A 13,355-nucleotide genomic window follows, 5' to 3' on the forward strand; every position below is an offset into this window, starting at 1 on the left:
CCACGCTGTCTTGTCGGTCGCGCTCTCTGCGGCTCGCAAGCTCGCCGCCGTTCGCCGTTCGCCGCTCGTCAGCGGTCCGACCAGGCCGGCGGGCGCTTCTGCGCGAACGCGGTCATGCCCTCCTGGGCGTCGGCGAGGCCGGCGTTATGTGTCATCACGCCCTTGGCGTACGCGTAGGCGGCGTCGGTGTCCATCGCCGCCTGGCGGTAGAACGCCTCCTTGCCGATGCCGACGACCACCCCGCTCGCCTCCGCGATCCGGTCGGCGAGCGAACGCGCGGCGGAAGGCAGCTCCGCGGCGGGCACGACGTCGGTGACGAGACCGGCCGCGCGAGCGCCCTGGGCGTCCAGCGGCTCGCCGGTGAGCAGCATCCGCATCGCCGTCTTCTGCCCCACGGCCCGGCTGAGGGCGACCATCGGCGTGGAACAGAACAGGCCGATCCGCACGCCGGGCGTCGCGAACGACGCCGTGTCGGCGGCGACGACGAGGTCGCACGTCGCGGCCAGCTGGCAGCCGGCCGCCGTCGCGAGCGCGTGCACCGCCGCGACGACCGGCTGCGGGATCGACCGGATCGTGCTCATCAGGCGCACGCAGACGTCGAAGACCTCATCGTAGAAGGCGGCGTCCCGGCCGATCATCTCCTTGAGGTCGTGGCCGGCGCAGAAGGCCGGCCCCTCACCGGCGAGGATCACGGCCCGCACGGACCGGTCGGCGCCCAACCCCTCGAACGCGTCGACGAGTTCGCGCATGTGCGCCAGCGACAGCGCGTTCCGCTGCGTGGGCCGGTTCATCGTCACCGTCGCGACGGCCCCGTCGACCGCCACCCGGATGTGGTCGTACCCGGCCCGTTCGGGGGTCTGCGTCATCGCCCGCTCCTTCGCGCCCACCGGTGTCCTGCCGACCACGCTAGCCGTGTCGGCGGGGGCCCGCCCGACGCCCGGGACGCGTGCACCGAGGCCCCGCCGCTCCGGGCTACCCTGGAGGGGCAATCCATCGAGACCGGCCGAGGGACAGGCCCGACGACGCCGGGGCAGCCGCCCGTGGGGAGACCCGCGGGAATGGTGCCAAGTCCTGCGGCACGGCGCGTCCGCGCGCCGACCGGAAGATGGAGGCGAGCGGTGCCGTCGGCCCGTCGTCCCCCGTGGTCCGGCCGCCGTCGGGGCGTGGACGCCCGGCTGTCGGCCTGCGACACCGGAAGGGCGCCATGACCGACATCTCCCGCCTCACCCGCGCGATCCGCGCCGGACTCGAGACCGACAGCCAGTTCGGGGCGGTCGTCCCCCCGCTCTACCTGTCGACGACGTACAGCTTCGAGGGCCTCGGCTCGCCGCGACGCTACGACTACTCCCGCAGCGGCAACCCGACCCGGACGCTGCTCGCCGAGGCGCTGACGACGCTCGAGGGCGGCGGCGGTGCGGTCGTGACGAACACGGGCACCTCGGCGATGACGAACGTCGTCACCTACTTCCTGCGCCCCGGCGACCGCCTCCTCTACCCGCACGACTGCTACGGCGGGAGCTGGCGGCTCTTCGAGTCGCTCCACGCCCGGGGTCTGCTCGTCGCCGAGCCGGTCGACTTCACCGACCCGGCCGCGGTCGACGCGGCCCTCGCCACGCCCGCGACCGTCGTCTGGCTCGAGACGCCCTCGAACCCGCTCCTGCGGCTGACCGACATCGCCGACGTCACCGCCAAGGCCAAGGCCGTGGGCGCGACCGTCGTGGCCGACAACACGTTCCTCACCCCGCTGCTGCAGCGCCCCCTCGAGTACGGCGTCGACGTCGTCGTGCACTCGACGACGAAGTACATCAACGGGCACAGCGACATCGTCGCGGGCGCCGTCGTCGCGGCGGACGAGAACCTCGCCGAGGAGCTGACGACGTGGGCCAACGTCCTCGGGGTCACCGGCTCGCCGTTCGACAGCTACCAGACCCTGCGCGGCCTGCGCAGCCTGCACACGCGCCTCAAGGCCCACGAGGAGAACGCGGCGGCCGTCGCCGACCTCTTCGCCTCGCACCCGGCCGTCGCGACGACGTACTACCCGGGCCTGGCCGACCACCCGGGACACGACATCGCGACGCGGCAGCAGGACGGGTTCGGCGGCATGGTCAGCGCCGACCTCGCCGGCGGCGAGGCGGCGGTGCGCGCGTTCGTCACCGGGTTGCGTTGCTTCAGCCTCGCCGAGTCCCTCGGCGGCACCGAGTCGCTCGTCGACCACCCGGCGTCGATGACGCACGTCGCGATGACCCCGGAAGCCCGCGCGCTCGCCGGGATCGGCGACGGGCTGCTCCGCTTCTCCGTCGGCATCGAGCACGTCGACGACCTCGTCGCCGACCTGCGCGCGGCCCTCGACCGGGCCGCGGCGGCCTGACGCGGCGGCACCCCGGTCGGCCGCGGCCGCCCGCCGCTCACCGGTGCGTCTCGAGGAACCGGTACACCTCGGTCTCGTCGACGCCGGGGAAGGCGCCGGGCGGCAGGGCGGCGAGGAGGTGGCTGTGCGCCCGGGCGCTCGGCCACGCATGCCCCGCCCAGCCCGACGCGAGGTCGGCGGGCGGGCGGCGGCAGCACGACTCGTCGGGGCAGCGCGAGGTCGACCGCTCCTTGGTCGCCCGGCCCCGGAACCACTTCGCCGCCTGGTAGGGCACGCCGATGCACGTCGAGAAGTCACCGCCCGGCCCCGCCTCGACGCGCGCGGTGCACCAGAACGTGCCCGCCGGGGTGTCGGTGTACTGGTCGAAGGCGTTGAACTTGTCCTGCGCGGCGAACACCTGCCGCGAGGTCCAGTACCGGCAGACGGGCTGGCCCTCGATGGCGCCGGTGTGGTCGGCGGGGAAGCTCACGCCGTCGTTCTCGTACGCCTTGTAGATGATCCCCGACTCGTGGACCTTCTGGAAGTGCACGGCGATGCCGAGGTGGCGGGTGAGCAGGTTGGTCATGCGGTGGCTCGCGGCCTCGTACGACACGGCGAACGCGTCGCGCAGGTCCTCGACCGAGAGCTGGCGCTCCTCCTTGGCCCGCGTGAGGAACGAGACGGCCATCTGCTCGGGCATGAGCAGCGCCGCCGCGAAGTAGTTCGTCTCGATGCGCTGGCGGAGGAACTCCTTGTAGTCGCCGGGGACGTCGTGGCCGAGCACGTGGTGGCCCAGGGCCTGGAGCAGGACCGAACGGGGGTCGTGCTCCCCGTGCCGTGACCGGGGCAGGTAGATCCGCATCTGCCGCAGGTCGGTGACCGAGCGCGTCGAGTGCGGCAGGTCCCCCACGTGGTGCAGCGTGAACCCGAGGTGGGCCGTGATGTCGGCGATGACGTGCTGCGACAGCGGCCCGCGCTCGTACCCGCCGCGGGCCAGCAGCTCGGCGGCGCGATGCTCCAGCTCGGCGAAGTAGTTGTCGCGGGCCCGCATCTCGAGGCGCAGCTCGGCGTTGGCGCGGCGGGCCTCCTCCGGGGTGGCGACCCGTTCCTCGGCCTGCGTGGCGAGCTCGCGGTGGAGCGCGACGAGGGACTCGAGCACGTCCATCGGCATCCGCGGCGAGATCCGCACCTGCGGCAGGCCGCGCCGCACCGCGAGGGGGGAGCGCATCGCCTTCTCCAGCTCGATCTCGAGCTGCGCCCGGCGGCTCGGCACCGACGCGGTGAGGTCGTCGAGGGTCGCGCCGTAGTGGGTCGCGAGCTTCTGCAGCGTGGACACCTTCGCCTCGCGCTTGCCGTTCTCGAGCAGCGAGAGCGCCGAGGCGGCGATGCCGGTGCCGTCGGACACGTCCGCGAGTGTGAGCTGCCTCTCCTTGCGCAGGTGACGGAGCCGCCGGCCGAGTGTGAAGGGGTCGAAAACGGAGTCCTCGTCGGGCTCGGGAGCGGGCCGCTGCCAGTGCGATGCCGTCATGTTTTCAGTATGCCGAAGAAGCGCATTTCTTTCAGTCGGGTGTGCTCGCACCACACGCACTTCTTCGCACATGGTGGTGACACCAGACGGCGTCGCGGTCCTTCCGTGGCGGTGGCGCCGCCCTGGGATCCGCGGGAGATCCGCGGGCACCGGAGCAGCACGGCCCGAGCGGGCCGCCGACGAAGGAGTCGAAGGACAGCCATGACCGACCACATGACGCACCTGCCGAAGAGCGCCGAGTCCCTCGAGTACGACTGGAAGACCAACGCCCGCTGGGCCGGCGTCCGACGCGACTACTCGGCCCAGGACGTCATCCGACTGCGCGGCCGGGTCCAGGAGGAGCACACCCTCGCCCGGCGCGGGGCGGAGAAGCTCTGGGACAGCCTGCACACCGAGGACTTCGTCAACGCGCTCGGCGCGCTCACCGGCAACCAGGCCGTGCAGCAGGTTAAGGCCGGCCTGAAGGCCATCTACCTCTCGGGGTGGCAGGTCGCGGCCGACGCCAACCTCGCGGGCCAGACCTACCCCGACCAGTCGCTCTACCCGGCGAATTCGGTGCCGCAGGTGGTCCGCCGCATCAACAACGCGCTGCTGCGCGCCGACCAGATCGAGTGCGCGGAGGGGGTCAGCTCCGTCGAGGACTGGCTCGTGCCGATCGTGGCCGACGCGGAGGCCGGCTTCGGCGGCCCGCTCAACGCCTTCGAGCTGATGAAGGGCATGATCGCGGCCGGCGCGGCGGGCGTGCACTGGGAGGACCAGCTCGCGAGCGAGAAGAAGTGCGGCCACCTCGGCGGCAAGGTGCTCATCCCGACGAAGCAGCACGAGCGCACCCTCAACGCGGCGCGCCTCGCGGCGGACGTCTGCGACACCCCGACGATCATCGTCGCGCGCACCGACGCCGAGTCGGCCTCCCTCATCACCTCCGACGTCGACGAGCGCGACCACGAGTTCATCACCGGCGAGCGCACCGCCGAGGGGTTCTACAAGGTCCGCGGCGGGATCGAACCGTGCATCGCGAGGGGCCGCGCGTACGCCCAGTACGCCGACCTGCTGTGGATGGAGACGGGCACCCCCGACCTCGAGGTCGCCAAGCGGTTCGCCGAGGCGATCAAGGCCGAGCACCCCGACCAGATGCTCGCCTACAACTGCTCGCCGTCGTTCAACTGGAAGCGTCACCTCGACGACGACACGATCGCGAAGTTCCAGCGTGAGCTGGGGGCGATGGGCTTCTCGTTCCAGTTCATTACCCTCGCCGGTTTCCACGCCCTCAACCACTCGATGTTCGACCTCGCGCACGGGTACGCCCGCCGCCAGATGTCGGCGTACGTGGAGCTGCAGCAGCGCGAGTTCGCCGACGAGGAGCGCGGGTACACCGCGACCAAGCACCAGCGCGAGGTGGGCACCGGCTACTTCGACACCGTCGCGCAGGCCATCGACCCGAACTCGAGCACGACCGCGCTGGCCGGGTCGACCGAGACCGCGCAGTTCCACTGAGCCGCGACGAACCACGACCAGGGAAGGACCCCGAACATGTGCACCCCCATCGAGATCCGAACGCCCACACCGGCGCTCGGTCAGGACGAGATCCTCACGCCGGAGGCCCTCGAGTTCGTCGCCCAGCTCCACCAGGTCGCGGCGGGCCGGCGCTACGAGCTCCTGCGCGAGCGCGAGCGGCGGACGCGGGCGATCCTCGACGGCACCGACCCGTCGTTCGCCCGCGAGACCGCCCGCGTCCGCGCGGACGACTCGTGGCGGGTCGCCCCGCCCGCGCCGGGCCTGGAGGACCGTCGCGTCGAGATCACCGGTCCGACGTCGCGGAAGATGACGATCAACGCGATGAACTCCGGCGCGAAGGTCTGGCTCGCCGACCTCGAGGACGCGAGCACCCCGAGCTGGGACAACGTCATCGGCGGTCAGCTCAACCTGCGTGACGCCGTCCGGGGGGAGTGCGAGTTCACCTCCCCCGACGGCAAGGAGTACCGCGTCACGGCGGAGCGGACGCCGACGATCGTCGTCCGGCCCCGCGGCTGGCACCTCGACGAGGCGCACCTCGAGCTGCACGGCCGGCCGCTCGTCGGCGGCATCGTCGACGCCGGGCTCTACCTGTTCCACAACGCGCACGAGCTCATCGCCCGGGGCCGCGGGCCGTACTTCTACCTGCCGAAGACGGAGTCGCACCTCGAGGCGCGGCTGTGGAACGACGTCTTCGTCCGGGCGCAGGAGTTGTTGGGCCTGCCGCGGGGCACGATCCGCGCCACGGTGCTCATCGAGACGATCACCGCGGCCTACGAGATGGAGGAGATCCTCTACGAGCTGCGCGAGCACAGCAGCGGGCTCAACGCGGGGCGGTGGGACTACATCTTCTCGGTCATCAAGAACTTCCGGGAGCGCGGCGAGGACTTCGTCCTGCCCGACCGGGCGCAGGTGACGATGACGACGCCGTTCATGCGCTGCTACACCGAGCAGCTCGTGCGCGCCTGCCACCGGCGGGGCGCCCACGCCATCGGGGGCATGGCGGCGTTCATCCCCAACCGGCGCGACCCGGAGGCGACGGAGGCGGCGCTGGAGAAGGTGCGGGCCGACAAGTCGCGGGAGGCCGCCGACGGGTTCGACGGCTCGTGGGTCGCGCACCCCGATCTCGTGCCCGTGTGCGCCGACGCGTTCGACGCCGTGCTCGGCGACCGGCCGCACCAGGTCGACCGCCTCCGCGAGGACGTCGAGGTCGACGGGCCGGGCCTCATCGACCTCACCATCCCCGGGGGCCGCGTCACCGAGACGGGCCTGCGCCTCAACGTCGAGGTGGGCATGCGGTACGTCGAGTCGTGGTTGCGGGGCAACGGCGCCGCCGCGATCCACAACCTCATGGAGGACGCGGCGACGGCCGAGATCTCCCGCAGCCAGGTCTGGCAGTGGATCCGCACCGGTACACGCACGGACGAGGGGCGGATCGTCACGCGGGAGTGGGTCGAGCAGATCGTCGCGGAGGAGTTCGCCGGCGTCGAGCGCACCGAGGGCGACCGCTTCGACGACGCGCGGGCGGTGTTCGAGGAGGTGGCGCTGGGGGAGGACTACCCGGCCTTCCTCACCCTGCCCGCCTACGAGCGGTTCCTCGCGCCGGCGCCCGCGCCGGTCGGGTGAGCCGACCGCACCGCCGAACCGACCGCGGGCGGCCCCGAGCCGGGGCCGCCCGCGGTCGCGTCGTGCCCGCGCCTCACCGGCGGCGGGCGAGGACGTCGAGCAGGGTGTCGACCCGGTCGGAGACGATCGCGTCGACCCCGAGGTCGAACAGGGCGTCCATCGCGGCGGGGTCGTCGATCGTCCACACGTGCACCTGGCGGCCCAGGGCGTGGGCGCGGTCGACGAACGCCGTGGTGACGACGGTGACCTCGACGCCGAGGACCCGGTGCGTGACGGGCACCTGGTAGGCGATGCCGGGGGTGTGCAGCCACCGCCACCACGGCCCGGGCAGGAAGCGGAGGGCGGCGACGCCGAGGGGGCCGGCGGAGGTCGGGACCCGCAGGCCCGCCCGGGCGGCCAGGATCCGGAAGCGCCACAGCCGCGCGTCGGAGAACGACCCCACGCACGTCCGCGGCCCGGCCCCGGTCGCGGCGAGGACCGCGACGAGCGGCGCCACCGCGCCGGGCGCCTTGAGGTCGACGTTGACCCGCGCCGTCGGGAGGGCGCTCAGGAGGTCGGCGAACCGCGGCACCGGCTCCCCCGCGATGCGGGCGCGGCTCACGGTTTCCCAGTCGAGGTCGGCGACCGCCCCCGCCCCGTCGGTGACGCGGTCGAGCCGGTCGTCGTGCAGGGCGACGAGCACGCCGTCGCGGGTGGCGTGCACGTCGGTCTCGAGGTGGTCGATGCCCGCGGCGACCGCGGCCGCGAACGCTCGCAGCGTGTTCTCGCGCGCGTCGTCCTCACCCGCCCGGTACCCGCCCCGGTGCGCGAGGCCGTACGGGGGCGGATCGAGGTAGGGATGCCTGGTCGTCATCCCCTCGATGGTGCGACCTCATGCTCGTCCCCGCCATGTGACGGGCAGGCGCACGAGCGGACGTCCACCTCGGACGGGCCTGCAGACCGTGCCACGGGCGTGCCCGCGCGTCCGGGACCGCGTCGTTGTCGGTGGCGGACTCTACCGTGCGTCATGTCACAATCACTCGGAGGAGGCCGCCATGGGATCAGCAACCGTCGAGACATTGACCGTCGAGCAAGCGCGGGTCGAATTGGCTCACATCATCGCTGAGATCGGCGAGCTGGCCGATGCCCGTGCTCGCTCGGATGCCGACCTGTTGACGGTGGAACAAGAGCACCGCCTGCGCCGCGCCGAGAACCTGGTCTGGTTGCTCGACCGTCGGTGAGCGGCGAACGCGGCCTGGAAGACCAGGCCCGTGAATTCGCGACACGACTGTCCGACCTGGTGTGGGGGTTCCTGGATGCCCGATTCCCGTTCCAGGCGCTGCAGGTCGGTAACGGCTTCGTCGGCGTCGTGCCCGGGGTGGGCTGGCCGGCCGCCCTGGCCTCTGCTCGGGAGGCCTACCGGCGCGGGCAAACAGGGTCTGTCGTGCGGGATTGCCCGAGCGAGGCGGTTCGTGTGCTCGAGGAGATGGGGTACCGAGTCGCGGCCCCGCAGCGGACCCGCGGCCCGATCGCGCGGGGCGACTGCGGGCGTTCTGAAGGCGGCAAGGCTGTGGACCGCCTGGCCGCGTCGCCACTGCAGCGCGCCCGCCTCGCAGGTGGTGCTCGTCGACCTGCCCGGCGGCTTGGGGTGCGCCCCTACAGGACGTCGTCGGCCCTGTCGTCGCGCCCGTCATGTTCGCCGACGTACCTGGTCGTCATCCCCTCGATGGTGGCAGGCTCGCGGCATGAAGACGACGACGAACGTCATCGGCGGGCGCGAGGTCGGGGCGCGCGAGACCTACCCGAACATCGACCCCGCCACGGGGGCCGTCCTCGGAGAGGTGTCGCGGTCGGGGGCGGAGGAGGTCGACCGGGCCGTCGCGTCGGCGGCGGCCGCCCAGCCGGACTGGGCGGCGACGACCCCCGAGCACCGCTCCCGCGTCCTGCACCGGATCGCGGACCTCGTCGACCGCGACGCCGAGATCCTCGCCCGCCTCGAGAGCGAGGACACGGGCAAGCCGATCTCGCAGGCCCGCGTCGACGCCACCGTGTGCGCGCGCTACTTCCGCTTCTACGGGTCGGCCGTCGACAGCTACTACGGCCTGGCGATCCCGCTCGCGCCCGACCAGCACGCCTACACGATCAAGGAGCCGTACGGGGTCGTCGCCTCGATCGTCGCGTGGAACTACCCGATGCAGCTCGCGTCGCGCGCCATCGCCGGGGCCATCGGCACCGGGAACGCGATCGTCCTCAAGCCCGCCGACGAGACGCCCCGCACGAGCGTGGCGCTCGCGCGGCTGGCGCTCGAGGCGGGGGTGCCGGCGGGGGTGTTCGACGTGGTCGTCGGGATCGGCGCCGAGGCGGGCGCTGCGCTGGCGGCGCACCCGGACGTCGCGCACCTCGGCTTCGTCGGCTCGACGCAGGTCGGGTCGGCCATCGCCCACGCCGCCGCCGACCGCGTCGTGCCGACCGTCCTCGAGCTGGGCGGCAAGTCGGCGCAGGTCGTGTTCGCCGACGCCGACCTCGACGCGGCGGCCCCGTTCGTGCTCCGCGCGATCCTGCAGAACGCCGGGCAGACGTGCTCGGCCGGCTCGCGGCTGCTCGTCCAACGCAGCGTGCACGAGCGACTCGTGTCGCGCGTCGCGGAACTCATGCGCGAGGTCCGCATCGGTCGCGGCCTCGACGACCCCGACCTGGGCCCGCTCGTCTCGGCCCGCCAGCAGGGCCGGGTCCGCTCGTTCCTCGACGACCTCGGCGGCGGGGAACTCGTCACCGGCGGCGGGGTGCCCGACCGCGCCGACCTCGCGGGCGGGGCGTACGTCGAGCCGACCCTCGTGGACGGCGTCGCGCCCGACTCGCGGATCGCGCAGGAGGAGGTGTTCGGTCCGGTGCTCGTGTCGATGCCGTTCGACGACGAGGACGAGGCCGTCGCCCTGGCGAACGGCACCGACTACGCGCTCCTCGGCGCCGTGTGGACCCGCGACGTCTCCCGTGCGCACCGGATGGCCCGACGCATCCGCGCCGGCCAGGTGTACGTCAACACGTACGGTGCGGGCGGAGGCGTCGAGCTGCCGTTCGGCGGGTTCAAGAAGTCGGGCTACGGCCGGGAGAAGGGCGTCGAGGCCCTCGACGCCTTCACCCAGACGAAGACCGTGGTGGTCAAGCTCTGACCGGCGCCGGGTTCTCGTCTCCGCCCGGTGCCGGGTCGCCGCCGGTCACAGGCTTGTCGTCAGCGCCTGCTCGATCGGGGTGTCGCCACCGTTGAACTCGACGACCCGGCCGATGGTGCGGTTGTCGGCGAGGACGCGAGCGGCCACCGCCGCGACGTCGTCCCGGCTCACCTTCCCGGCGCTCAGGCCGGGCCCGGTCTCGATCCGGCCGGTGCCCGGCTCGTCGGTGAGCGCGCTCGGGCGCAGGATCGTCCAGTCGCGGGTGGAGTCGGCCAGGTAGGCGTCCGCCGCGGACTTCGCGTCGGCGTAGGGGAAGAACGCGTCGTCGCGCGCCACGCCGTGGTCGGGGCCCGCGCCGAAGTACGACACCATGACGTATCGCTGCACGCCCGCGTCGGCGGCGGCGTCGATCGACGTGATGGCGGCGTCGCGGTCGACGGCGTAGGTGCGCTGCGGGGAACCGCCGCCCGCGCCGGCGGACCAGACGACCGCGTCGACGCCCGTGAGCAGTTCGGCGAGACGGGCCCGGTCGGCCTTCTCGATGTCCTCGACGACCGGCGTCGCGCCGGTCGCGCTGACGTCGTCGGCGTGGTCGGGGTTGCGGATGACGGAGACGACGTCGTCGCCGCGCTCGGCGAGGAGCGTGGACAGGCGGAGGGCGACCTTGCCGTGGCCGCCGATGATGGCGATGCGGGACATGCGGTTCTCCTTCGATGGGGGTCGTGGGCGACAGCGCAGGCGCGTGGGTCGTTGTTCCCCCGCCCCGGTCCGCGGTGCGCCGGATCGAAGAACCGCAGGGACGACGTCGAGGGCGGCGCCCGCGCCGTCGTCCCAGCTCAGGGGGCTCTGTCGACCGGCGGCCGGGCGTCCGTGTCGTCGGTACGGTTCTTCCCCACCGGCGATCACGGCGCGGCGGCACGACCTGCGGCCGGTCACGACCGGTGCGGTCCCACGTCCCCTGCGCCAGACTGGGCCCCATGACCACCGACGACCGCCCCGACCAGCTCGTCGCCGTTCTCGCCCCCGACGGACCCCGCGTGCTCGAGCGGGACGAGCCCATCGTCCACGCCGACGACCTGGGCCTGACCCGCGGCGACGGCTGCTTCGACGCCACCCTCGTCCGCCGTTCCGGCGCGGGGTCGACGCCCGCCGGCGAGGCCGATCGTCTGGGAGCGACGTGGACGGACCGGACCGGCGGTTTCGCCGTCCTCAACCTCGAACGGCACCTCGCGCGGCTGGCGCGGTCGGCGGCCGGCCTGGACCTGGCGGGCGTGCCGGACGCCGCGGCATGGACGGACCTGCTCGACGCGGCGCTCGAACGCTGGACCGGCACGGGCGACACGATGCTCAAGTTCGTCGTCGGCCGCGGACGCGAGGAACGGCCCGCCGGGCCGGTCGCCTACCTCACGCTCACCCAGCTCGGGCCGGGGACGCTCGACCAGCGGGCCGGGATCGGCGTGGCCGCCCTGTCGCGGGGCACCGCCTCCGACACCTACGTCGACGTGCCGTGGCTGCTCGGCGGCAACAAGACCATCGCCTACGCGCTCAACATGGCGGCCCAGCGCGAGGCGCGTTCCCGCGGCGCGGACGACGCGCTGTGGACGACGACCGACGGCTGGTGCCTCGAGGGACCCACGTCCGGGCTCGTCGTCCTGCGCGACGGGGTGCTGACGACCGTCCCCACCGGAGCGACCGGCATCCTCGCCTCCATCACCGTCGAGACGCTCTTCGAGGCCGCCGAGCGGGACGGCCTGGGGACGCGGCACGCGATGATCCGGCCGGCGGACCTGTTCGAGGCCGACGCGTCCTGGCTCGTCTCGTCGGTCCGCGGCGTCGCGCCCATCCGCACGCTCGACGGCGCCGACGTACCCGCCGACCCCGAGGCCGACGCGCGCATCACCGCCCTCTCGGGCTTCTGACCGACCCCGACAGCCAACCCAGGGAGAACCATGAGCGCAGCACAGCAGGACCCGATCGTCGTCGTCGACGGGGCGCGCACCCCCGTGGGCTCGTTCGGGGGCGCCTTCGCGGGCACGCCCGCACACGAGCTCGGCGTCGTCGCCGTGCGCGCGGCCCTCGAGCGGGCCGGTGTCGGCGCCGACGACATCGAGGAGGTCGTCGTCGGGTGCATCGGGCAGGTCGGCGGCGACGCCTACATCGCCCGCCGCATCGCCGTCGGGGCCGACCTCGGCGTCGACACCCCGGCGTACACCGTCAACCGCCTCTGCGGCAGCGGTCTGCAGTCGGTGTGGTCGGCGGCGCAGCAGTTGCGCTGGGGCGGCATCGACGTGGCCGTCGCCGGCGGCGCCGAGAACATGTCGCGGATGCCGTTCTACGACTTCGGTGCTCGCAACGGGTGGCGTCTCGGGGACCGCGCGCTCGTCGACGGCACCGTCCTCATGTTCTCCGACCCGTTCGAAGGCATCCACATGGGCGTCACCGCCGAACGGGTCGCCGAGAAGTACGGGGTGAGCCGCACCGAGCAGGACGAGTTCGCCCTGCGCTCCCAGCAGCGGGCGGGCAGTGAGCAGGCGCGCGCCGCCTTCGCGGAGGAGATCACCCCGGTGACGACCTCGGGCCGCAAGCCGGTCACGGTCGAGACCGACGAGCACCCCAAGCCCGACACGACGCTCGAGCGGCTGGCGGGGCTGCGCCCGGCGTTCGCCAAGGACGGCACCGTCACCGCCGGCAACGCCTCCGGCATCAACGACGGCGCCGCGGCCCTCGTGCTCACCCGCGCGTCCGTCGCGGCGGAGCGGGGCCTCACCCCGCTCGCGACGCTCGAAGCCGTGACGACGGGCGCGATGGAGCCGGGCCTCATGGGCTACGCGCCGGTCATCGCCCTGCGCAAGCTGTTCGAGCAGACCGGGCTCGGCCCGGCCGACCTCGGCACGGTGGAACTCAACGAGGCGTTCGCCTCGCAGGCGGTCGCCGTCATCCGCGACGCCGGGCTCGACCCCGAACGCACCAACCCCTACGGCGGCGCGATCGCGCTCGGCCACCCCGTCGGCGCGACCGGGTCGATCCTCACGCTGCGCGTCGTCAAGGACCTGATCCGGCGCGACCTCGAGCACGGCGTGGTCACGATGTGCATCGGCGGCGGCCAGGCGCTGGCCGGACTGTTCCGGCGGGTCTGACCCCCGACGCCGCGAGGACCCGCCCCCGGATCGGGGCGGGTCCTCGCGCGGTGTCG

Annotated in this window: 11 protein-coding genes and 1 riboswitch; of the genes, 7 read left to right on the forward strand and 4 right to left on the reverse strand. The window is 73.3% G+C overall.

The window, feature by feature from the left end; genetic code table 11:
• Positions 1-68: 68 nt before the first annotated feature.
• Positions 69-866, reverse strand: coding sequence for an enoyl-CoA hydratase (locus ICW24_RS11375; protein WP_226345839.1), 798 nt, complete (start codon positions 864-866; stop codon positions 69-71).
• A 121-nt stretch (positions 867-987) separates the two neighbouring features.
• A riboswitch (SAM riboswitch) is annotated at positions 988-1,112 on the forward strand.
• Positions 1,113-1,204: 92 nt separating this feature from the next.
• On the opposite strand from ICW24_RS11375, the gene metB reads away from it, so the two are divergent.
• Positions 1,205-2,368: a cystathionine gamma-synthase gene (metB, locus tag ICW24_RS11380; protein ID WP_226345840.1), complete on the forward strand. Its 1,164-nt coding sequence runs from the start codon at positions 1,205-1,207 to the stop codon at positions 2,366-2,368.
• A 37-nt stretch (positions 2,369-2,405) separates the two neighbouring features.
• On the opposite strand, the gene ICW24_RS11385 is transcribed toward metB, so the two are convergent.
• Positions 2,406-3,875, reverse strand: a complete 1,470-nt coding sequence (locus ICW24_RS11385; RefSeq protein WP_226345841.1) for an XRE family transcriptional regulator — start codon at positions 3,873-3,875, stop codon at positions 2,406-2,408.
• Positions 3,876-4,076: 201 nt separating this feature from the next.
• Between ICW24_RS11385 and aceA the strand changes: the two genes are divergently transcribed.
• Positions 4,077-5,369 carry an isocitrate lyase gene (gene aceA / locus ICW24_RS11390; RefSeq protein WP_226345842.1) on the forward strand — a complete coding sequence of 431 codons (1,293 nt, stop codon included), beginning with the start codon at positions 4,077-4,079 and terminating at the stop codon, positions 5,367-5,369.
• A 36-nt stretch (positions 5,370-5,405) separates the two neighbouring features.
• Positions 5,406-7,013, forward strand: coding sequence for a malate synthase A (gene aceB, locus ICW24_RS11395; RefSeq protein WP_226345843.1), 1,608 nt, complete (start codon positions 5,406-5,408; stop codon positions 7,011-7,013).
• A gap of 73 nt (positions 7,014-7,086) precedes the next feature.
• On the opposite strand, the gene ICW24_RS11400 is transcribed toward aceB, so the two are convergent.
• A complete protein-coding gene (locus ICW24_RS11400; RefSeq protein ID WP_226345844.1) occupies positions 7,087-7,866 on the reverse strand; it encodes a glycerophosphodiester phosphodiesterase family protein in 780 nt (259 codons plus the stop codon).
• A 181-nt stretch (positions 7,867-8,047) separates the two neighbouring features.
• Here ICW24_RS11400 and ICW24_RS11405 point away from each other — a divergent pair, with 181 nt between their 5' ends.
• Together ICW24_RS11405 and ICW24_RS11410 are read left to right on the forward strand one after the other, a co-directional pair.
• Complete coding sequence (locus tag ICW24_RS11405) at positions 8,048-8,233, forward strand: hypothetical protein (RefSeq protein ID WP_226345845.1); 186 nt, start codon at positions 8,048-8,050, stop codon at positions 8,231-8,233.
• A 504-nt stretch (positions 8,234-8,737) separates the two neighbouring features.
• A complete protein-coding gene (locus ICW24_RS11410) occupies positions 8,738-10,162 on the forward strand; it encodes an aldehyde dehydrogenase family protein (RefSeq protein ID WP_226345846.1) in 1,425 nt (474 codons plus the stop codon).
• A gap of 45 nt (positions 10,163-10,207) precedes the next feature.
• Here ICW24_RS11410 and ICW24_RS11415 read toward each other — a convergent pair whose 3' ends face one another.
• Complete coding sequence (locus ICW24_RS11415) at positions 10,208-10,861, reverse strand: SDR family oxidoreductase (RefSeq protein ID WP_226345847.1); 654 nt, start codon at positions 10,859-10,861, stop codon at positions 10,208-10,210.
• A gap of 278 nt (positions 10,862-11,139) precedes the next feature.
• Between ICW24_RS11415 and ICW24_RS11420 the strand changes: the two genes are divergently transcribed.
• Together ICW24_RS11420 and ICW24_RS11425 are read left to right on the forward strand one after the other, a co-directional pair.
• Complete coding sequence (locus ICW24_RS11420) at positions 11,140-12,081, forward strand: aminotransferase class IV (RefSeq protein ID WP_226345848.1); 942 nt, start codon at positions 11,140-11,142, stop codon at positions 12,079-12,081.
• 30 nt (positions 12,082-12,111) lie between these two features.
• Positions 12,112-13,299 (forward strand): thiolase family protein, encoded by a 1,188-nt coding sequence (locus ICW24_RS11425; protein WP_226345849.1) that lies wholly within the window; start codon positions 12,112-12,114, stop codon positions 13,297-13,299.
• Positions 13,300-13,355 lie beyond the last annotated feature (56 nt).

The organism is Agilicoccus flavus (assembly GCF_014857905.1).
GTDB classification, from domain to species: domain Bacteria; phylum Actinomycetota; class Actinomycetes; order Actinomycetales; family Dermatophilaceae; genus Agilicoccus; species Agilicoccus flavus.